Consider the following 22,360-nt stretch of genomic DNA (forward strand, 5'->3'; position numbering starts at 1 on the left):
TGTCCGCCGAAGCAGGTTGAGGCCGAGCGGGGCCACATGATACCAATTCACAGGCTTTGTAACAGAGCCTTCACTTCACTCGCATGACGGCGACTGACCACGGGCCGGGTGTCGATATCTGACAGCCGCACCTGATAACCCCCTTCGGCGGTTCGCTCAAGGGCCTCAATAAACTGGCAAACCACCAGCGCATTGCGATGCACACGAATCATTTGCCCCGCAAATTCTTCTTCCAGCTCCTTTAGGGTAGTGTCGAGCAGGTGCTGGCCTTGGGTATGGTAAACGGTGACGTACTTTTGATCCGCGAGAAAATAGCGAATATTAGCCACCGGAATACGCTCCATACCCCGGTGGGTTTTAGCGGTGATACTGGTACGTGCGTGCTCATTAGTTGCCGCGGCACGCTGTATTTTGTTGAGCTGGGTTATTTTAGCCAGCGCTTGTTGTAACTGCCCCTGACGTACAGGTTTTAACAAATAGCCAACCGCTGAGGTGGAAAACGCGTCCAGCGCATACTGCTCGTATGCGGTGCAAAAAATAACCGCCGGAGGATCTTCCAGCGCCTCAATCTGTTGCGCCACCGTTAGGCCACCCGGCCCAGGCATTTCAATGTCCAGCAGTACAATGTCCGGGTCGAGCCGCTCAATTTGCAACAGAGCCTGACGGGCATCAGCGGCCTCACCGGCGACATGATACTCTTCGAGGCCCTCCAGCATGCGCATTAAGCGAGAGCGCGCCAGAGGCTCATCATCGACAATTAGCACTTCCAACATTCTCGCCTTCCTTACCTTAGTTGTTATCTCGCAGACGGTTCACGCGAACAGGCGCTAAGACCTATATTGATAGAAACCGTAAATTCATCTTCTGTCGCATTCAGCTTAAGCTGGGCCGCACTACCGAAATGCGCAGCGAGCCGGTGCTGTATATTCAACAATGCCATACGATTGCCATCGGCAGGCTTATCAGAGCGTTGAGCTGGCTTGGGGTTGGTTACCGAAAGAGTCAATTGATCACCCTCGACTGCGGCGCGAACTGTTAGTGCGCCCCCTTGGGTGGAGGGCTCTATGCCATGCTTAATGGCATTCTCTACCAACGGCTGCATTAATAAATTAGGCAAAACCAGCCCGGCTGGTAACTCCTCCACCTGCCAGCCGACCTTCAGCCGCTCACCCAGCCGCGCCTGCTGAATGTGCAGGTAGCTTTGGCACAACTGCAGTTCGCGCTGTGCCGGAATGAGTGCGGCCTCGGCAATACTGGCGCGCAACAGGTCGCTCAGATCCTCCACCTGCCGCTCGGCCAGTATCGGATCCACCGCTATTAGACTAGCGATGCTGTTCATGCTATTGAACAAAAAATGGGGCTCGATGCGCGACTGCAAAGCCTGAATACGGGCCCTCAACTCAGCCTCCTGTTGATGCCGTAGCAATTGCTGTAAATACAGATAGCGTAAGACAATGCCGGCTAACAGAGCGGCAATAACCAGGTTATTCGCGACCGGCCACCAATCGATAGAATGCTCATCGAGGCCGCGCAACAACCATTGCCCAACGATAGAATAACTCGCAGTGACCAGTAACACGATGGCGTAACTGATCAGGCCTGCAGCGACGGCCCCCAAACGTATTAATTTCGGCTGCAGGTAACACAGTATGGCTGCGGAGCTAAGCACCACCCACTGTACTAAAAAGGACACCAACCCCAAATGGGCCCAGGTGATATAGCGCAGCCCAGAACTGCTAACGGCCAATAACACCGCTAACAGCTCGGCGGCGAGTACGAGCAGTAAAAGAGCATAGCCCGAGCACAAGTTGGGTATTAACCCCCCGCTGCCACCGGGGGTCGTCTGCGCGCTGTTATGCTGTTTCGATCCTTGCCCCATGCTGCCGAGTTCCGCTGATTAATTTATTACGCCCTGCTTTCGGTCACTTTGCTTAGTATAACGGCGTATACGCCACTGCACGTCACGTTCGCCTGAACCAGAAGGGCGCAGCTCTCGTCAGATACGCTATAATGCCGCCACTTTTTATTTTCTGGCCAATGTTCACACCGGTGACTGCGCCACCAACGACTGCTGTGAGAGAAATTATGAGCGATACCGATCAGACCAACAAATCCTGGGGTGGGCGCTTTAGTGAAGCGACTGACGCGTTTGTTGAGCGCTTTACCGCATCCATTGGTTTTGACTGGCGACTGTATCATCACGACATCAATGGTTCTATTGCCCACGCCACAATGTTAGAGAAAGTCGGTGTGCTCAGCGCCGAGGAAAAGCAGCAAATCATCACTGGATTGGAAGAGATCCGCGCCGATATTGTCGCCGGTAACTTTGAGTGGTCTGTTGCGCTGGAAGATGTCCACATGAACATCGAAGCCGCCCTCACCTCCAAAATTGGCATCACCGGCAAGAAGTTACACACAGGGCGCTCGCGTAACGATCAGGTAGCCACTGATATTCGCCTCTACCTGCGCGATGAAATTGACGCCATTGCTGTTGAGCTCAAGCGCCTGCAAGTCGGTATTTTGGGTGTCGCCGAGCGCGAAGCCGACACCATTATGCCCGGCTTCACCCACCTGCAAACCGCACAACCCGTTACTTTTGGTCACCACCTATTGGCTTGGAATGAGATGCTGACCCGCGACGCCAGCCGCCTCAGTGACTGCCGCAAACGTCTTAATCAGTCGCCCTTAGGCGCCGCCGCGCTAGCGGGTACCACATACCCAATAGATCGAGCCTACACAGCGCAGCTACTGGGTTTTGATGGCCCCACCGCCAACAGCCTGGACTCGGTATCAGATCGCGATTTCGCCATTGAATTCTGTGCCTTCGCCAGCATCCTCTTGACTCACTTGTCTCGCGCCAGCGAGGAGCTGGTGCTCTGGACCAGTGCCCAATTCAACTTTATCGATCTGCCCGACCGCTTTTGCACAGGCTCATCGATTATGCCGCAAAAGAAAAATCCGGACGTACCTGAGCTTGTGCGCGGCAAAACGGGCCGCGTTAACGGCCACTTGATTAGCCTCCTTACCTTGATGAAATCACAGCCACTGGCTTACAACAAAGACAATCAAGAAGACAAGGAACCTCTGTTTGACGCCATCGACACGGTCAAAGATTGCCTGCGCGCTTTTGCCGATATGATACCGGCCATTACGGCCCGTAAAGAGAACATGTACGAAGCCGCGCGGCGGGGATTCTCGACTGCAACCGACCTGGCTGACTATTTGGTGCGCAAAGGTATGCCTTTTCGCGACGCCCATGAAGTCGTGGGCAAATCGGTCGCCTACGGCATCGAAACCGGCAAAGACCTGTCGGAGATGAGCCTGGAGGAGCTCCAGCAATTCTCCGCCACCATCGCCGCTGATGTATTTGAGGTACTCACGCTGGAGGGCTCGGTGGCGGCCCGCAACCATATTGGCGGCACTGCGCCGCAACAGGTTGAAGCCGCGGTAGTGCGCGCACGCAGCTTGCTGGGGTGATCAACCCTTCCCTCCCCTCGCCGTCAGGTCTTCGGCCCTGACGGCTCTCTCCGTGATTTACGCCAATAACGTCCGCTCTCGAGCCTGGGATGGTGGATTTGACGCAAATTTCTACTATTATTAAGCTATCCCGCATGACGGCAGGGCGGTGGTTGCGCGCCCCAAAATCACCACAAGCGAGTCTAGTGGCTAGCACAGGACAGTCAAATTATGACGAACCAAGGCAAGGATACAAGCGCGCTAGAGGCGCGAGTCGCCCAGCTCGAACAGGCCCTGGCGATACTAACCCAGAGCGCGGGCGAATCTAGCGGGCAAGGTTCGTCTGCACTGCAGCGGCATTTCGCATTGCTGCTGGGCGAAGCCAGTCTAGACGATATTCAAGCCAGCTTGCTGCTGCTGAGTGAACAATTGAATATTCAGCCTCTAACCTTGTGGTCCGTCGATAAAACCATTAACCACTGGCAACTGATTGCCAGTCAATCTGAAGACACTCCGCCGGCACTAGAGAGCTCAGCGATACAGGTGCTCAGAGACGGCTTTGAACTACCCTTGCCCGGTGGCAATCTCATACCGATTCAAATCCGCCAGCACACCCTGGCAGTGCTGTGCCTGCCTACCGATATCATCGAGCCACTTTTACAGTTCGCCATAAAAATCGCCACCTTGATGTGGGAAGCGTTCGAGCACAACCAATTGATTCAAAAACTGCGCGAACGTGACAAGCGCTTTCGCTACGCCATGCGAGCCTCAAGCAATGGCCTGTGGGACTGGGATCTGACGCGGAACAAAATATACTTCAGCAGTGGCTACTTGCGTATGCTCGGTTACGATTACGAACCCATGCCAGGCACTTTAGAGACACTCAAAAACTATTTTATTCACCCTGACGATCTCGATAACGTACTGCAAGAATTCAATACAGCCATTCATAATGGACGCGAACACTTGCGTCTAGAACACCGCGTTCTGCACAAAAATGGCAACACCCTTTGGGTTCATTCTCAATGCATATTTGTGGAGCCAGACCCACATGGCACACCAACTCGCTGTGTCGGCACCAATGCAGAGATAACACAATCGATTGCCGATCGCGAGGAGCTGCTGAAAGCCAAAGCCGAAGCCGAGTTGGCCAGTCAAACCAAGAGCAAATTCTTAGGCAGTATGAGCCATGAGATCCGAACACCGATGAATGCCATTCTTGGCCTTGGCCACCTACTCAACGACACCGCACTGGACTCACAACAAAAAAGCTATCTCGACAGTATTAATCACGCCGCCAATTCGTTGCTGCAAACGATAAATCAGGTTTTTGATTACGCCAAACTCGAAACTGGCCACATTATTCTCGAAAATGCTCATTTTGACTTAGAGCATGTTTTCGAGCGCCTGTCCCGCATGTTCGAAAGCGCCACAGTACACAAACCTGTTAATATTATTTTTGATATTGCCGATGAGGTTCCTCGCTTTTTACGCGGCGATGCCGTTCGCTTAGGCCACATCATAAGTCACCTGGTTACCAACGCCTTGCAATACTCGAACAGTGATGAAATTGTTGTTAATGTTGAAAACCTCAACATGCAAAGCGATAAAGTCCAACTTAGATTTAATATTATCGATCATGGTAAGGGTCTGAAGCCTAAAACACTACAAGCTTTGCAGCACGACCTCAACACCCGGCCACACGCTGGCGCACCAGGAAAAAACGGCTTCGGATTGCAAATATGCAAACTCCTGGTTCAGCTGATGAATGGACAAATTGATATAGTTAGCAAACCGGGTAAAGGCGCGAAATTTTCATTTAGTGCAGACTTCGAACATAGCCATATAGGCGACCACCGAATAAGCAGCGAACACAGCAGTTGCCGGGCACTTCGCCTACTGGTGATTGATGACAACCAGCTCGCCCTCGACATACTGGCGAAATCTGCAGGCAAACTTGTGGACCATGTTGACACAGCTTCCAACGCGGCGGATGCATTGAAAAAAATAATCGCAGCAGAAAAAGATCATAGAGCTTACGATTTGCTGCTGCTTGACTATAAAATGCCATTAAGAAATGGCCTCGAAGCAGCGCGTGAAATCAAAAAATCTAATAAGATAAAGCAAAAACCAAAAATCTTTTTAGTTTCATCTTTTCAGCGCGACGAAATTTTTCTACAGCACAAGGATGCCGACTTCGTCGATGATTTCCTCAGTAAACCAGTAAGCGAGTCCAGATTATTCGACGCCATATGCAGAGCACTTCCCGAGTGCTTAACCGGCGATGATCAAAGTTCCGATGACGAGCAACATACGCTTCTTAAGGGTAAGCGGGTACTTCTGGTCGAAGACAACCTCGTCAACCAACAGGTTGCCTGCGGAATCATGAAGAAAAAAGGCATTACGGTTATCAATGTAGACAACGGCCAGCAAGCCGTCGACCGATTAACAGGCGAAGAACACTTTGATGCGGTATTAATGGACATTGAAATGCCAGTTCTGAATGGTCTGGAAGCAACAGCGGCCATACGCATAATGCACCACCGAAAACATTTGCCTATAGTGGCGGTAACCGCTCAAGCTATGGCAGGAGACCGGGAACGTTGTCTGGAGATAGGCATGAACGATTATATTAGTAAACCAATCAACCCCCAGATACTATACCAAACGCTTGCCGATCTGCTCAACGGACATAAATTCACCGTCAATCACTGATGTCTGATTTCTCGGAAATTCATCCAGACAATGGTATCGACCGCAAGCAGCTTAAGCAGATCAAGCAGCGTTTTCTCGATTTAAACAGTGCCCGACTAGACCGAACTCGCGAAGCAATTGGCATTCGGCAGCAACTTTTTCTAGACGTATTGCCGCTACTGCTTCACGTCAATCACCCTATGCTACCCGGTTATCAAGGCGCATCCACCCCATGCGGTATCCCATATTTCAAGCCGGACCCCATTCAGATCAGTGCCGCTAAAATAGTCGCCAGAAGCTTTGAGCTCAAGAAGAACTACTCACAGCGCGATTTGGCCATTGACGCCGTCTTCATTATGGGTAGTGTTGGCACCATTGCCCACAGTGAACGTAGTGACTTTGACATATGGGTTTGCCATAAGCCCAAAATTAGAAAAGACGACCTAACGAAGCTCATAAAAAAGTGCGAAGACATCAGTGTCTGGGCTGAACAAGAATTGGGGGTAGAGGCACATTTTTTCCCTGTTTACGGAGACAATCCAGACGTTCACCAAGCATCCAGCTCAATGTCTACAGAGAGTAGCGGCTCAGCTCAACAACACCTACTGCTGGATGAGTTCTATCGCAGTGCGATTTGGATTGCCGGCAAGGTGCCACTTTGGTGGTACGTTCCGGTGAGAGAAGAAAGCAACTACAATTATTTCACCCAACAACTGTTACACAAGCGATTTGTTCGCAAACAGGATGTCGTCGATTTTGGACCCATCACGCATATTCCTCACCAGGAGTACCTAGGCGCCGGAATCTGGCAGCTTTACAAAGGCATTAATTCACCACACAAGTCAGTATTAAAATTGATGCTGCTTGAAGCCTATGCCAGCCAAGGAAAGGCAAAACCTCTGGCTCTCGACTTTAAAGAAGAAATACATAAAAAATGTCCCGAAGTAAATGATCTTGACGGCTATTTGCTTATTTATTATCGCATCGAAGACTATTTTCAACGAACCGACCAACAACAACGTCTGGAGCTGGCAAGGCGTTGTTTCTATTTTAAAGTCGACAAACCTTTAACCCGACCACCGACCAACCGGCAAAAATCCTGGCAGAGACTCATTCTTGAGCACTTGGTTGAGTCCTGGGGATGGGACAACACACAGCTGCTGCGACTCGATTCGCATAAGCTGTGGAAAGCCAATCGGGTTATACAAGAAAGAGATTTACTTATTAAGGAATTAAGCCAGAGCTACCGTTTGCTCGGTGGCCTATCACGACAATCCTTTGAAGAGGCAACAATTAGCTCACAGGAACTGGCCATTCTTGGCAGAAAGCTACATGCGGCGTTTGAGCGAAAATCGGGAAAGATTGAAAAAATTAATCCGGAGATCTCGAAAGACCTGAGCGAAGCATTCCTCACCCTGAGGCAATCACAACACCATCAGCGCAAGTGGAAGCTTTACCGGGATCAACGTTCCTATAGCGATTCGACAAGCCGACAAAGAGTACAGCTGTACGAGTCGGAGTCTTTGCACTCTTCACTTATATGGGCCATTTGCAACGGAGTCTTGGATACGGCCACACATATCGACATAATCGGTGATCGTTTACTACAGGAACCTGAAAAGCGATGCATCTTGCAGCGAACGCTCAAATGGCTGCCTAGATTAAGCGAACAACCCTCCCACGATGCCTTCCTCGAAGCCGCAATTGTGACTAAAGTCCAGGCAGCAATTAACCTTACTATTACCCCCTACGAAACCCTCGACAAACAGGGGCTGAAGCTGCTTAGCGAACAATCAGATGCTCTTAACTATAGTGGGCTGCACGATAATTTAGTGCAATCTGTCGATTTGGCGCACCTCAATAGCTGGCACGAAATAATTGTACGCAGTTACAAAAAAGACGCCCTCAGTCAGTTTATTCTAGCCTACCTTAGATTTGCCCCTCCGCATTTGATTGATACGCCACCGGACATCGACATTGTCTGCCCTGATCAACAGTTTGGTGCATTAATTGAAAACCGGCTGTGTGAATTAATAAGCAGAATAAAGCAGTGCTTTTATGGCAATAATGGCAACCCGTATGCGCGCTACTTAATAGAAACCCACCGCCAATTCTATGTTGTACAGTTTCACCAAAACACACCGTCAATCATTCGCCTGCACTCTACCGAAGAACTGTTTGAATATCTGGAAACACCACAGGCTCACGATCGGCCATTGATTCTCGACTCCATGGCGCTACTCAACACATCGATTCGCAGCATAATCGAAACTGTGAAGCCGGGCAGCCACTATCTTTACTACGAAGTGAATGAAGACCAAGTCTTGTATACCTACAGTGATGTCAGCGGAGCGCTGTTTCGCTTCAGTGCCACTCACCTCGAGAAAAATGCATTCCCAACACCTATACTGAGTTTTATAGCAGCGGTCAACGCACGCCTATCTTCCCAGGGAGGTGTGTTTTCCCTGGAGCACTTCGACTCCATGAGCAATGTTAAACGGGTAGGCATTCGACGAGTTAGCAAGAAAGGACAGAAATATGTCGTAGAAGAGGATGCCGGCAACACTCTATCCAGCAACATAACCTACACCGACATTAAAGTCATCGTCGAACCCGACGATGACGGCCAACTTCACTACACAATATTCTGTGATAATGAAGTGTACCGAGATGAGAATCAGGATCCATTTGAGAAAGCAGCGAAGTACATTGCATCCCAGCGACAAGGCCGACAATCTTACCATTGTTATATCAATGATCTGGATCTGACGGCCTGCGCCGAATTAATTGCCCCTGAAACGGGCTTGCAACTTCTTCACTACCTACAACAAAAACGCCTGATAGAAAACCGGCTCAACCATAAGCTAAGCGTTTTAAACTCAGATAAGATTACGGCCTCACATTGATTTAGCACGACAGTGCTGATCGATAAACGCATTGTGCTCCGGCATCATTTCAATTCGTTTTTTGACACCGTTTCGAATATTGGTTAAGCGAGTTTGCAGCTCATCGTCGGATATTGCATCAGCCACCCTGTGGTAGGATTCGGGCATCATTCCCTGCCCCACTAAGACCGAAAACCAACTTACCTCTTTAAACAACTCTGTTTGACGTACTAACGCTTCGCCACGCGCTTTAAAAATTTCCAGACGATCCGCGAGAGTTTGCGGAATTTGCATATTGCGTACATAACGCCAAAACTCCGTATCGTCTCGCTCTGTAACATGGTAGTGCGCAATTAAAAAGTCTTTGATATTGTCGTAGTCGGCAGACATTTCTTCGTTGAACCGAGCACGCATTACGTCACTGATCTCTTCACGCGGAAACATTGCTAGCAACTTAGCAATAGCCACCTGTATAAGATGAATACTGGTTGACTCTAAAGGCTCTAAAAATCCACCTGACAAGCCAATTGCCAAACAGTTCTTTTCCCAGCAAGATTTCCTCTTACCAGTGGTGAACCGCAATATTTTGGGATCCGCCAGAAGCTCGCCTTCGAGCGAGTTAACGAACCGATTATGCGCCTCATCGTCACTTATGTACTGATCGCAGTAAACGTACCCATTACCAACGCGATTTTGCAGGGGGATTCGCCATTTCCAGCCGGCTTCAAGAGCGGTAGACTTAGTGTAAGGTACAGCCTTTGTTGCCGCCTCACAGGGTGCAGCAACGGCTTTATTCACCGGCAACCAGTGTGACCAATCATCAAAACCTGCGTTAAACACACCCTCGATTAACATCCCTTTGAATCCAGTGCAATCAATAAAGAAGTCACCACTTACACTATTACCATCGGCTAACACCAACTCATTGATATTACCGGTCACCTCACACTGCTTAACGTGATCAACTTTACCTTCAATTCGAGTTACGCCCAGCTTTTCACTAAATCGTCTAAGGTATTTTGCAAATCTTCCCGCGTCGAACTGAAAAGCGTAGTTGATTGATGGCATCAGTTTCGGGCCTGTTTCACCCTTAGTACGAATAAACTTAGCCGCCCTTGCCGCTTGCGTTTCTGCATTGAATATCGTGTAGTCAGGACTTCCCCCCATCTTCATCCACCGATACCAATAGTGGGTAAAGCTAATACCATCCATATCGACACCAAGAAGACCAAAAGGGTGGAAATAGCTGTGACCCTTCTTTCGCCAATCACAAAACTCAATGCCGAGCTTGAATGTCGCGTTGGTCTCGCGAATAAATTCATTTTCGTCAATTCCCAGCACATTGTTAAACAGGGAGATCATTGGAATGGTGGCCTCACCGACTCCAACCGTTCCTATCTCTTCCGACTCCACCAGGGTGAGAGATATATTTTTTGTTCCCACGGTCTTGGCGATGGCCGCCGCCGTCATCCAACCCGCGGTTCCACCGCCTAGAATTACTACATTTTTAATCATTGTTAAGCCCTTACGCCTAAAACATGGAGCCAGAAAATTCTTGTTCAGTATTCAGCTCGACAAAAGTCGCCAGATCGGTCATTTGGCCGGATTCATTAGCGACAAATTTGAGCATATCTTGCATCAATTGAATTTGACTTTGCTCTGGAATCGTATTTACAAGAGCACTGTAAGCTTTCGGGATGATGCCAAACCCAGCGAATAGTGCTTGCCACGCCTCCTCCTGAAAGGTTTCACTTTCATTCATTGGTATAAGACCTAACGATTGAAAAAGGTCAATTTTCTGTGTGAGCGAATCGGGTAGCGAGTCATTACTTAGCCTTTGCCAGAATTGGCCCGGGCGGTTCCGGCTCAACCAATAGTAGGCCAGCTGATAGTCCCGAATATTCTCTGCGTGCTGGCGTATTTTCTGATTGTATCTTCTTGCCTCTTGGCCGCAGTCGGCATCAACAGGCAACAATGACACCAGGTGTGCTAGCGATGTGTGTAATAGATGCATGTCGGCGCCACAGAGCGCATCAAGACTCACTGCTGACGACCCAAGGCATACACAATTTGCACGCCAGGGTGTTGCCACAATACCCGAGTTCACCGAAACGACTTTGCCGTCTACCATATCTTGTCCCGTAGCGGACTTTATCCAGTTCGGTGCATCATTAATATCAGCATAGCCTGCGCCGGTGTTCACGACAACGCCCGTACGTGCGGCCAGCGGGTATACGCCCATCCAGCCGGCCTCAAAAGCAATATGCTCACTGAATGCCGGAACATTGTTCATTTTTCCAATGCTGGCAATAACTTTGCTGTCGGCTGGAAACCAGTGGCTCCAGTCTTCATTGTGCAGGTCACCTAACGCAGAGCGCAATACAGCCTCGGGGCCAGTGGCATCAATAAAAAGGTCTGCCTCAATAACATACCCATCATCCAGAGTAACGTTTGCAATATTGCCTTCTACGACCGTCACGTGATCCACGCTCCCGGCCCGATGATTAACGCCTGCAGCCGTGGCTTTTTGAGCTATGCTCGTTAAGTATTCCAGGGCCGACAAATTAAAACCGTAACTGGCATTGCTGTAGTCAGCGCTCGCCTCCGTATGCAAAAATTTCTTGCCTCGCTTGGCGCAGGCACTGCCCAAAGAGAACTCCTCGAGGGCCACATCCAATCCATTTTGCCTACCCTTAGTCCACAAATGAATAAAGTCTACACCGCCCTGATTTATACCGGCCGTATCATAAGGTACAACAAAGCTACCGGCTTGACCTGACCAGCCAGAGTACCTTTGGGCCAATGAAGGCAAGCTTTTACAACGGCCCATGATGTCAAAATCACTGATACCCACCATGCGATTCAATCCGCGCTGACTGGGCAAGGTTACGTAAAGATCCTGCGGCCCTAACGTTGACGGTAGTTCTACCAAGTCAATTTCAACCGGTTGAGACTCACTGTGCAAACTTAACTTCAAAACCAAAGATGCCAACCAAGCGTCCGCGTCCCGGCCAACAATGGCTATTTTTTTTATCATGTTGACCTCTACGAGTTATACGGGCAATAGCCGTGCAAGAAATGGTGATGCGAACTCATTTGAGCCACTTTCCCCTCGATACTTGATTGTAATTCACGCATTTTAGCTTGCGCTTCCGACAGGTTTATTTTTTCGGCCATGGGCTCGGCACACTTGGGAACTCCCCCTTGCCCCGATAACACTGCCAGCCAACTCGATGGCGAGAAAAGTCCATAACGGTATTGGTCTATATAGCCACGCTTCGTGTACAGTTCGATTTTTTCCTGCAGCGAATCTGGCACCTCCATATTACGACAATACTGCCAGAACTCGCTGTCGGAGCGCTCAGTTAGCTTGTAATGCAGTATCAGAAAATCCCTGACTCTATCGTACTCCAGGTCAACTAAACGATTAAACTCTCGCACCACGGATTTATCAGCCACCTTGCCATGCAACAACTTCAGAAAGTTTACGATAGCAACCTGAATAAGATAAATACTGGTTGACTCTAACGGTTCAAGAAAGCCACTGGACAGTCCGATGCCAATACAGTTTTTTACCCAAGACGCTCGACGCCGCCCCGCTTCAAACTTGATCTGCTTGAGATCACTCAAGGGAGACTCAACACTCTGCATTATCTCATCAGTCGCCTTAGCATCACTGATGAAATCTCCCGCGTATACAAGGCCGTTGCCCACACGGTGCTGCAGCGGAATACGCCACTGCCAGCCGGCCGATTTCGCCGTAGCTCTGGTATAGGGCGGAATGTCGTCAATGCCTTCACTTTGCACGGCCAATGCCCTATCGCACGCCAGCCACTTTTTCCAAGATTCAAACTCGACCCCGAGCTCCTCCCCGAGCAGAAGGGACCGAAAGCCGCTACAATCGATAAAGTAGTCACCGGCTAACTCCTTACCGTTTTCCAGTTCAATCGAGCTTACATTGCCATTCTCCGCACGATTAATTTTGATAACCTTGCCCTCAACACGTGTGGCTTTACGTGCGACGGCAAACTCTTTTAAAAAATTAGCGTAGAGTCCTGCATCGAAGTGATACGCATACGAATAGGTTGAACTGACCGAGTCGGCCGTTGCAGGGAACTCAAAGCGATTGGCCCGTGCCGCCTGTATTGCGTACGAGTAACGCTCTAACGGTAGTTGGCCGCCAGCGGCTTGATCGCGCTGCCAAAGCTGATGAAAGTCGACGCCTTTATAGGTTTCACCATAGGTACCAAACGGGTGTATGTACGATGATCCCAAACGACTCCAATCGACAAACTCAATGCCGAGCTTAAAAGTCGCTGCGGTTTTTTGCATCATCTCCGATTCAATAATTCCCAGCCGGTCATTAAACTCTTTAATGGCCGGTATAGTGGCCTCACCCACCCCCACCGTGGCGATTTGATCGGACTCCACCAAAGTGACTTCACACACTTTGTCCGTCGCGATAGAACTCAGTGCCGCCGCCGTCATCCAGCCTGCTGTACCGCCACCAACAATAACAATTTTAATTTTTTCTGACATAGCTACTTCCGCTTAAAAAAAATGCGCTGCTATAAAATAGCAGCGCATTTCGATCGAATTGGTAATTCGCGCGCAGTATTAGAACTGCATTTGAACACCAACGGTATAACGTCGATCATTCTGGAACCTAGCGTTAGGCAACAACAAGCCGCCGTCTTCTACGTTCGTTACCTGCTGCTTCAGAACTGTCTCTTCATTCAACAAGTTACTCGCCTGGAAACGAATGTCAATGTTATCGGTTAACTCATACTTGATAGAGCCATCCAAAGCGCCATAGGCCTCGTTCCAGATTGGGTAAGCCACACAACAGTCAATGGCGGTAACCATAAACTCATCGCGCCAACTGTAGGCTAGACGAGCGGCAATTGGGCCTTTCTCATACATACCCACAATGTTGAAGGCATTATCACTCAACCCTTCAAGGCGATCTACCGAGATCTGGTCAGGTGCCTGACCGGTGATTGTGGTCGCCTCACCACCTACGTTACTGATGTTGGTATTGGTAATACCTTCGTTTTCAATGTAGGTGTAGTTAGCCTGAATACCAAGGCCATCAAATGGCTCTGGCAGGAAGTCGAAGAAGGTTTGGTAAGCCACCTCGAAGCCCTGAATATCAGCACCGTCACCATTTACCGGGCCATTAATCTCAGCCGTACGAGTCACACCGTTGTTGGTGAATTCACGGTTGTAGGTGCTGAACTGAATGTAATCTTCAAACGACTTCTGGAACAATGTGAAGGTAAATGAACCCACATCGGCAAAGTAGTACTCCAAAGCCAAGTCAAATTGAGTTGCCTTGATGGGCTTCAGGAAGGGGTTCTGCGCACCACCGTTGTAGCGCACATTGGCACCGGTGATTTCGCCATTACCGTCTTTTATCCACAGAGGGTCATCGGCGTTATTACGATCTGGCATGGAACTACCCACGCTCACATAGTTACGCAGATTACCAATATCAGGGCGAGCCATAGCCTTAGACGCGGCAAAACGCAACACTAGCTCATCGGTCAAGTCAAACTTGATGTTGAAGCTCGGCAAGAAGGTTTCATCGTTCGATTCCGCCACACTGGTTTGGTCGGCACCGTCCATAAAGGCAACGTCATCATCACCGAGGTAACAGCCCATGCTGTTGGGCACCTCTGGCGGTGGCGCATCCGGATCAACCGGGCCCGCACCAATTTCACAACCCAAATTCGTACGGGTTGGGTCTGGTACGCGCTCGCCCTCATCATCAATGGTAAAGAAGAACTCATCACCCAAGCGTGGCAGCGCAATACCACCCGAACTGGTAATGTCGGTTTCAACGTAGCGCACACCCAAGTTACCGGAGAAGGGTATACCGAACAGCTCGGCATGCTCACCGCCGAAGTTGAACTGAATATAAGCGGCAGAAGTTGTTTCTACAATATCGACAATTTCAGAGGGCGTATAACAAGTACCGGCCACCTCATCGGCGCGGTCGCCGGTATTGGAACAGATTGGATCCCAGCCGGTACCACCGGAAAAGCCTAAGGCTTGGGCACTCATGGTGCTCGCCATCAACTCTTGATCTTGCAGAGTATCCATATTGGCAAACACGAACTCGTTCATGTTTATATCGTGATAAGACGACTCACCAAACAAACGTGTTTCGGCAAAATCAGACGGGTAACCGTTGAAATCAGGCTGCGCACCCTCACCGTTGGCTGGCTCCGTGCGGTCGACGTTGTAGTATGGCGCCTGATCACCGGTCCATGTATTGGCAACGTTTTGCCAGTTGTAACCACTCCAACGCACTTCCTGGTCGCGCTCGGCCCAGCGCGCACCGGTTTTGATCGATTCCAACCAACCGTTATCGATGTCGAACTCAAAATCGGCTTTCAGAGCAAGCTGGTCACCGGAGCTGTCTTCCACGTGATCCATAATATTATGGATACGATAGTTATTCGGATTCGCCCACTTGCCTGGCGACAAGTTCACATTGGTTGGATCCAGCAAATTTACGCTAGGCAATTCACCGCTGATGTCCAGATCGACATCGGCGTAGGTGCCCATACCGACTTCAATATCGTAGTTTTGCACAGTTGAGTCGACGTACTGAACATCGAAGTTAGAGCGAATAGAGTCGCTAATAGACCACTTCAAATTTACCGAGAAATCTTGGGTCATATTCTGGTTGTTGTTAGAGCGGGTTGCCGCGGTCATGTCTGAACCACGCGTGGCAGGCTCACAACCATTCCAACCGTAACACGCATTGACCATCGGCTGGCCCGCCGCATTCGCCGCGAAGCCTGCAGATTCGGCGTTGTCGTTACCCCACCAACCGATTTGCGAATTCATCACACCGGTCTGGAACAGGCCTTGATCATCAAACACAAAATCACCGGCGCCTGGCGCAGGTACAGGTGCACCTCCAGCATCTTCTACTTCAAAGAAAACACTCTCACCAAACGATAAATCGGCCGGGGACACCTGAACCACATACTCTTCCCAAGCGTTATCGTACTCCGAACGGTTGTACTGCGTGGTCAATACAACAGTCTCCGAAGGGTTTTGGTACTGCATAGCCAAGGCAACACCCTTACGCACGCGGTCATAGATGTTTTCACGCATATTAACCGTCGCGGGGATGTAGCGCAGAGTATCTTCACCGTAAATATTACGGAAACGGTTCATCCGGAAGTACTGAACACCCTCGGTTTTGGTGGTTACGTCGGAGTAAGCGAAGTTACCTAAGAAACCAAACTCACCTGCGCTTGTCTCCCAGCGGTTGCTGTAAAGGCCTGAAACTTCAGGAGTAAGCTCTTCGGAAAGGTCGCCGTAGTTACCATTAATGGTAAGCGCCATCATTTGACCGTCTTGATCAAAAGGCAGGCGGGTACGCATATTCACAGTACCGGCGATACCACCTTCAATCAGCTCAGCCATTTGGTTTTTGTAAGTGTCAACGCCGGCCATCAGCTCGGGGGAAACATCACCCCAGCTCAAACCACGTGACGAGTTGGCACTAAAAGAAGTGCGGCCGTTAAATTCGGTGCGAACCTGATTCAAACCACGCACCACAACGCCCGAAGGCTCCGCGGAGAAGTGAGCGGTATCAGACGATGCAGCGAAGCGGTTTACGGTAATACCGGCGACGCGCTGAAGCGCCTCTGCAACTGATTTATCCGGGAACGAACCCAAATCTTTTGCCGTAATAGAATCAACAACGGTGGGGGCGTTACGCTTGATGTCTTGCGCTGATTCCAGGGACTGGCGCATCCCTTTAACAACGACTTCCTCAAGCATCATATCTTCGTCAGCTGCAACCGTTTCCGCTTCTTGAGCGGTAGCAACAACACTGGTCAATACGAGAAGGGAGGACGCAAGGCTAACCATACCGGTCTTTACACCCGGCTTACGAGTTCTAATTGTCATAGCATGATCTCTTTTATATTTATTAAGTTCATGAGCTTTTTGTGGCTGTACTTTTCGCCGCTTGATTATCACATCCCAATGGGCTTGGGATGTTAGCGATAACCTAAACGATCGAATCGTCACACATTCAAATAATGCGCGAAATGTGATGATTAGTCAAACACACAAACTCCAAAGCTCGGCACTTCGTAACCGATTACAACAGGCGGATTTAAAAAAGGGCCGACCGCCCACCCATCAGAAACTGTGCCGATTACAACCAATTTTGGCGCCTAATTGATTCCTAGTCAAATAGACTATTAGGCTAAAACTCACACGACCCGATCAATTTTAACTATAAGTGAAAGTTTTACCAATAAAAGCATCTAAGAGTTGAGATATTTATAACCAAAAAAATGTTAACGCTAACAGAGGGGGGAGGGAAATGCAAAAAACCAGCCTAAGGCTGGTTTTTTTCTTTCGCGCCTAAACAATCGACACTTAACGCACGTAACGGTTAATAATGTTTTCGTACAACTCCTGCTGACCACTGGTTTGTGCAGGCTCACCACCGGCATTACCGATCGCAGCGAGCGCTTCCAATGACAGCTCGCCTGCCTCAAATTTGGCGCCATCGCCGCCATCAAAGGTCGCGTAACGCTCTTTGCGCATCGCCTCAAGGGGTGATTTCTGCAGGATGTCGTCAGCGATAACCAAAGCACGGGCAAAGACATCCATACCGCCAATATGACCGTGAAAGGTGTCAACCAGGTCAGTGGAGTTACGACGACGCTTGGCATCGAAGTTAACACCACCGCCTGCCCATCCACCCGCGCGCAATACGACCAACATCATCTCAACGGTTTCGTTGATATTGTATGGGAACTGATCGGTATCCCACTGGTTTTGATAGTCACCACGGTTGGCGTCAATGGAGCCCAGCATGCCAGCGTTAGCCGCCACCTGCATTTCATGGTCCATGGTATGACTGGCCAAAGTTGCATGGTTGGTTTCAATGTTAAGCTTAAAATCTTTGTCCAGGCCATGGTGGCGCAAGAAACCAATTACCGTTTCGCTGTCGAAGTCGTACTGGTGCTTGGATGGCTCCATTGGCTTGGGCTCAATCAAGAAGCTACCGGTAAAGCCATTGGCACGACCGTAGTCACGAGCCATGGTCAAAAAGCGAGCCATATGCTCTTGTTCGCGACCGATGTCTGAGTTCAGCAAGCTCATGTAACCTTCACGGCCACCCCAGAACACGTAGTTTTCACCGCCAAGCGCAATGGTCGCGTCAATAGCGTCTTTCAATTGCGCGCCGGCGTAGGCAACTACATTAAAGTCTGGGTTCGTCGAGGCGCCATTCATAAAGCGTGGATTCGTGAACAGGTTAGAGGTGCCCCACAGCAACTTCATGCCAGAAGCGGCCTGTTTTTCTTTCGCCCACTCAACCCACTGCGCCAAACGAGCACTGGTTTCCGCGCGAGTGTCTGCCTCTTCAATCACGTCCACATCATGGAAGCAATAATACGGGGTACCCACCTTAGTGAAGAATTCGAACGCTGCGTCCAACTTCATGCGTGCACGAGTTTCAGAATCCTTACCTTCACTCCAGGGAAAATGGAATGGACCAGGGCCAAATGGATCGTGACCAGCGCCACAGAAGGTGTGCCAGTAACAGGTGGCAAAACGCAGATGGTCTTTCATCGTTTTACCCGCTACGACGCGGTTTTCGTCATACCACTTAAACGCCAGTGGGTTGTCCGACTCTGGACCTTCATAGGCGATTTTCCCTACGCCCTTGAAATACTCTTTATCACCAATGAGTACGCTCATAATTTTTCACCTTTAAAAACTGCAGCCACTGTTGAGTCACCGCTATTACAAAATTAATTGCCGAACCTATGGCTCGATCACCCGAACGCCATAGGCGCTACGAAACGTCTGGCCAGGCTTCAACCGAATCAAGCCATCACCAGTATTCAATGCATCGATACCGCAACTCATAGGCTCAATCGCTAAAGATTGACGCTCAGGCGGCGTATACAGCTGCACAAAATTCATACCTTGTGGCCCACACCTCTGCCACACCTGCAGGCCGAAGCCCGCCTCATCACTAACATAGTCGACATCAGCCCGGGTAGCTTGCGAATCGAACTCAAAACATGTATCCAGATCAATTCCCACAAGACTCACGCTTTCACGAAAACGATCGTCCTTAAGCTTGCGCCCCGTCGGCAACAAGCGCTCATCGACTTCGCTGCGCTTGACCTCGGGTAACCGCAACCGACACCGCTCCAAAGGCTGCCCCAGAGTGAAGTAAGGGTGCCAGCCGAATCCCACCGGAATGTCAACCACATCCGTATTGCGAACAGTAATCTCAACATCCAGGCTACCGTTCGCAGCCAAACGATACTCGATTTGAATCTGAGCCTTAAAAGGATAGCCTGCCGCAACACCTGCCAATTCATAATTGGCCAGCAGTGTATCGGCGCCAAGAGTTACCTGGGCCGGCTCCCGATACAAAAATCCGTGCAGCGCGGTTTGCGTTGCGACTTCACTGACTGAAAACTGATACGAATGACCGTCGAAGTCATAGCGCCCATCACGCAAGCGATTGGGAAATGGAAACAATACCGCCCCACAAAACCGCGGGTTAGTTGCCAGCTCTTGCGCAGTCACGCCATCAATCACTTCACGTAAACCGCGCGGCGTCGGCACCACCAAACTATTGAGCAAGCCGCCAAAATTTGGCTCAACGCTTAAGCTGGCAGCGCCGACGGTTAATGTTACCGAGTCAGTCAACACGCTCTCAATCCAGTGCGGGCAGCATTTTTTGCCAGGCATGATAAGCCTGCTGATATTGCTCTGCGGCCGCCGCATTCGGCTCGATCACACCCAGCGGCTGCAGTCCCGCGAAAGCCTCCTTCGGTGACGAATAAAATCCACAGCCTAACGCCGCACCACGCGCCGCACCTGCCGCACCATCGGTATCATAAAGCTCAACCGCAGCCTGGGTCGTATTGGCAAAGGTTTGAGCGAAAACGTCACTCAAAAACATATTGCCCTTGGCCACCTTGATGACCTCACAACTGCCGCCCAAGCTTTTGAGAACGTCAAAGCCTTGATTAAGAGCGAACACAATGCCCTCTTGCGCAGCGCGAACCATGTGACCCAAACCGTGCCGGTTAAAGTCGAGATTGCGAATATGTGCGCCCATATTGCGATTCTGGAAAATGCGCTCGGCGCCATTGCCAAACGGGTGGAAAATTAAGCCATCACTACCCACCGGCACATCAGCGGCTAAGTTATTGAGCGTCGGGTAGCTGACCTCGCCCCCGGTTGCCAACATTTGTCGCAACCAAGAGTACAAGCGCCCGGTACCATTGACGCAAACCAAAACACCATTGCGGCGATTGTGCTCAGTATCGGTGACGTGTACAAAAGTATTCACACGCGACTGATGATCGGCGACGTTTTTATCCGTTACGCCATAAATCACACCAGAGGTGCCCGCCGTTGCCGCTACTTCACCTGCCTCAAGTACATTCAAACTGAAAGCGTTATTAGGCTGATCGCCACCGCGATAGGAAATTTTCACGCCCGCTGTTAAGCCCAACTCTGCTGCCGCCGCATCACTTACCTGGCACTGCTCACCAATGGTGGGAACAATATCCGGCAGCAAATCAGCATCCATTCCCCAATGCTGAAGCAACTCGGCGGCAGGCGCTCGCTTCTGGTAATCCCAGAAGGTGCCCTCGGACAATCCGGTAGCGGTTGTGTTGATCTCGCCCGACAACTTCATCGCTATATAATCACCGGGCAGCATGGCTTTGTGCACCTTGGCAAACACTTCCGGCCGATTCTCCTGCACCCAGCGCAGCTTGGCAGCCGTAAAATTACCCGGCGAATTGAGCAAGCGGTCGAAGCAGTAATCGGCACCCAGCGCCTCAAACGCGGCCTCCCCATACGGCACAGCGCGACTGTCACACCAAATAATGGCCGGACGCAGTACCTGCTGCTGGGCATCCACCAGCACCAGACCATGCATCTGATAGGAAATTCCAATGGCTTCAACCTGCTTAAGGTCAACACCTTGCGCAGAAATTTTCTTCAAGCCCTCTTGCACACAGTGCCACCATGTTGCGGGATCCTGCTCGGCAAAGCCGGCCTCAGGGCTGTCGATGGCGAGCTCGGCCTCGGGATGTGAGACCGCCGCCAGAGTGCGGCCTGTCGCACCTTCTATAACCGAAAGTTTCGTTGATGAGCTACCTATATCGAGACCGAGAAATAACATGGCTATCCAAATCTAATTATGTTGTTTTGCGCCCAACGCCCGCACAGCGGACCCATTAGCGCCGAGATTCTGCGAAGTATACTCTTATTGTCCTTTTGACCACAAGACTTTTTCGCTTGAATTTTGAACCGATTTCATACAAATTAGCTTGCCTGCGGCAAGGCCACCTATAATATGGTATATTTGACCATAATTATTCAAATATAAATTATTAATTATATTTAACGCCACCCTTTGTTGCGCTAACCCATACTAATCGCCGGAAATAAACGTGTCGGAAAACTCTTTATCTTCTTTTAGCAGTCATGTTGACCCTGCCACCACACCAGACAACGTGATTAAGGCTCTGTCTATCGACAACCTGATTTTTGGGCTAGACCACGGCCAGCTCGATATTTTGCTTATCAAGCACCGCGAGGGCATAAGCGCCGGCCGCTGGGCCTTACCCGGGGGCTGGATTCGCTACGATGAAAACCTGCGGGATGCCGCCAGCCGCCACTTGCTGGAGCTGACTGGGGTATCAGATCTGTACCTGGAACAACTGAAAACCTTTGGGCGGGTAGACCGCTTCCCAAATGAGCGCGTAGTCACGGTTTCCTATTACGCCTTGGTCAGCGCCGAAGATTATGATCTGGCGGCTGGCCACAATGCCGCTGACGCTTGCTGGTTTAATGTACGCGCGCTGCCAGAACTGATATACGACCACGCTGAAATCATTCAATACGGTATCGAGCAACTTCAGCAAAATGTGCGCCGACGCCCGATTGGATTCAACTTACTGCCAGAGAAATTTACCTTATTGCAGTTACAGGAACTGTACGAGTCCATACTCGGCACCAAACTCGACAAACCCAACTTTCGCCGAAAAATCATGAAGATGGGCTTACTTGCGAGCTGTGATGAGAAGCAAACCGGCGTCGCGCATCGCGCCGCCAAGCTGTATCGATTTGATGAACAAGCCTATAACACCCTAATGGAAAAAGGCTTTTCCTTCGAAATTTAAAGCCCTACACGGCAATAACGCCAGAAAAACTCCACCCACTCGCGTCCCTCCCCCAGGGCTTGTATACAAGCTCGTTTTCGTCTATCTTATGGTTTATGTGACTATAAGAATGTG

At 50.1% G+C, this 22,360-nt stretch carries 13 protein-coding genes; 4 read left to right on the forward strand and 9 right to left on the reverse strand.

Features of this window, described 5'->3' with window-relative positions; all coding sequences use genetic code 11:
* Nucleotides 1-47 precede the first annotated feature (47 nt).
* Together QWI17_RS01010 and QWI17_RS01015 are read right to left on the reverse strand one after the other, a co-directional pair.
* Nucleotides 48-773, reverse strand: a complete 726-nt coding sequence (locus QWI17_RS01010; RefSeq protein WP_441294575.1) for a LytR/AlgR family response regulator transcription factor — start codon at nt 771-773, stop codon at nt 48-50.
* A 23-nt stretch (nt 774-796) separates the two neighbouring features.
* Nucleotides 797-1,879 carry a sensor histidine kinase gene (locus QWI17_RS01015; RefSeq protein WP_302720626.1) on the reverse strand — a complete coding sequence of 361 codons (1,083 nt, stop codon included), beginning with the start codon at nt 1,877-1,879 and terminating at the stop codon, nt 797-799.
* 206 nt (nt 1,880-2,085) lie between these two features.
* Between QWI17_RS01015 and argH the strand changes: the two genes are divergently transcribed.
* From argH to QWI17_RS01030, 3 genes are all read left to right on the forward strand, one after another.
* Nucleotides 2,086-3,477 carry an argininosuccinate lyase gene (gene argH / locus QWI17_RS01020; protein WP_302720627.1) on the forward strand — a complete coding sequence of 464 codons (1,392 nt, stop codon included), beginning with the start codon at nt 2,086-2,088 and terminating at the stop codon, nt 3,475-3,477.
* A gap of 210 nt (nt 3,478-3,687) precedes the next feature.
* A complete protein-coding gene (locus tag QWI17_RS01025) occupies nt 3,688-6,171 on the forward strand; it encodes a PAS domain-containing hybrid sensor histidine kinase/response regulator (protein ID WP_302720628.1) in 2,484 nt (827 codons plus the stop codon).
* Entirely contained in the window at nt 6,171-9,056 is a 2,886-nt protein-coding gene (locus QWI17_RS01030; RefSeq protein ID WP_302720629.1) for a class I adenylate cyclase, read from the forward strand. Before QWI17_RS01025 ends, QWI17_RS01030 begins: the two co-directional genes overlap by 1 nt.
* Here the strand turns inward: QWI17_RS01030 and QWI17_RS01035 are convergent.
* From QWI17_RS01035 to QWI17_RS01065, 7 genes are all read right to left on the reverse strand, one after another.
* Nucleotides 9,048-10,550, reverse strand: a complete 1,503-nt coding sequence (locus QWI17_RS01035; protein ID WP_302720630.1) for a tryptophan halogenase family protein — start codon at nt 10,548-10,550, stop codon at nt 9,048-9,050. The genes QWI17_RS01030 and QWI17_RS01035 overlap by 9 nt on opposite strands.
* 16 nt (nt 10,551-10,566) lie before the next feature.
* Nucleotides 10,567-12,072 (reverse strand): tryptophan 7-halogenase, encoded by a 1,506-nt coding sequence (locus tag QWI17_RS01040; protein WP_302720631.1) that lies wholly within the window; start codon nt 12,070-12,072, stop codon nt 10,567-10,569.
* Nucleotides 12,073-12,080: 8 nt separating this feature from the next.
* Entirely contained in the window at nt 12,081-13,574 is a 1,494-nt protein-coding gene (locus tag QWI17_RS01045; protein ID WP_302720632.1) for a tryptophan halogenase family protein, read from the reverse strand.
* A 78-nt stretch (nt 13,575-13,652) separates the two neighbouring features.
* On the reverse strand, nt 13,653-16,970 hold the full coding sequence (locus QWI17_RS01050; RefSeq protein WP_302720633.1) for a TonB-dependent receptor: 3,318 nt from the start codon (nt 16,968-16,970) through the stop codon (nt 13,653-13,655).
* A gap of 480 nt (nt 16,971-17,450) precedes the next feature.
* Nucleotides 17,451-18,782 (reverse strand): xylose isomerase, encoded by a 1,332-nt coding sequence (xylA, locus tag QWI17_RS01055; protein ID WP_302720634.1) that lies wholly within the window; start codon nt 18,780-18,782, stop codon nt 17,451-17,453.
* A 66-nt stretch (nt 18,783-18,848) separates the two neighbouring features.
* The gene (locus QWI17_RS01060) at nt 18,849-19,793 is read right to left on the reverse strand and encodes an aldose 1-epimerase (protein WP_302720635.1); all 945 of its coding nucleotides are present in this window, start codon (nt 19,791-19,793) and stop codon (nt 18,849-18,851) included.
* A complete protein-coding gene (locus QWI17_RS01065; RefSeq protein WP_302720636.1) occupies nt 19,759-21,243 on the reverse strand; it encodes a xylulokinase in 1,485 nt (494 codons plus the stop codon). Before QWI17_RS01065 ends, QWI17_RS01060 begins: the two co-directional genes overlap by 35 nt.
* 271 nt (nt 21,244-21,514) lie before the next feature.
* Here QWI17_RS01065 and QWI17_RS01070 point away from each other — a divergent pair, with 271 nt between their 5' ends.
* Nucleotides 21,515-22,246 (forward strand): NUDIX hydrolase, encoded by a 732-nt coding sequence (locus QWI17_RS01070; protein ID WP_302720637.1) that lies wholly within the window; start codon nt 21,515-21,517, stop codon nt 22,244-22,246.
* Nucleotides 22,247-22,360 lie beyond the last annotated feature (114 nt).

This window comes from Gilvimarinus gilvus (assembly GCF_030518155.1).
GTDB lineage: Bacteria > Pseudomonadota > Gammaproteobacteria > Pseudomonadales > Cellvibrionaceae > Gilvimarinus > Gilvimarinus gilvus.

Coding starts and splice junctions, on each gene's coding strand:
- QWI17_RS01045 (WP_302720632.1), bottom strand. CDS start 13,574: ATGTCAGAAAAAATTAAAATTGTTATTGTTGGTGGCGGTACAGCAGGC.
- QWI17_RS01025 (WP_302720628.1), top strand. CDS start 3,688: ATGACGAACCAAGGCAAGGATACAAGCGCGCTAGAGGCGCGAGTCGCC.
- QWI17_RS01010 (WP_441294575.1), bottom strand. CDS start 773: ATGTTGGAAGTGCTAATTGTCGATGATGAGCCTCTGGCGCGCTCTCGC.
- QWI17_RS01060 (WP_302720635.1), bottom strand. CDS start 19,793: ATGCCTGGCAAAAAATGCTGCCCGCACTGGATTGAGAGCGTGTTGACT.
- QWI17_RS01065 (WP_302720636.1), bottom strand. CDS start 21,243: ATGTTATTTCTCGGTCTCGATATAGGTAGCTCATCAACGAAACTTTCG.
- QWI17_RS01035 (WP_302720630.1), bottom strand. CDS start 10,550: ATGATTAAAAATGTAGTAATTCTAGGCGGTGGAACCGCGGGTTGGATG.
- QWI17_RS01050 (WP_302720633.1), bottom strand. CDS start 16,970: ATGACAATTAGAACTCGTAAGCCGGGTGTAAAGACCGGTATGGTTAGC.
- QWI17_RS01040 (WP_302720631.1), bottom strand. CDS start 12,072: ATGATAAAAAAAATAGCCATTGTTGGCCGGGACGCGGACGCTTGGTTG.
- QWI17_RS01015 (WP_302720626.1), bottom strand. CDS start 1,879: ATGGGGCAAGGATCGAAACAGCATAACAGCGCGCAGACGACCCCCGGT.
- xylA (WP_302720634.1), bottom strand. CDS start 18,782: ATGAGCGTACTCATTGGTGATAAAGAGTATTTCAAGGGCGTAGGGAAA.
- argH (WP_302720627.1), top strand. CDS start 2,086: ATGAGCGATACCGATCAGACCAACAAATCCTGGGGTGGGCGCTTTAGT.
- QWI17_RS01030 (WP_302720629.1), top strand. CDS start 6,171: ATGTCTGATTTCTCGGAAATTCATCCAGACAATGGTATCGACCGCAAG.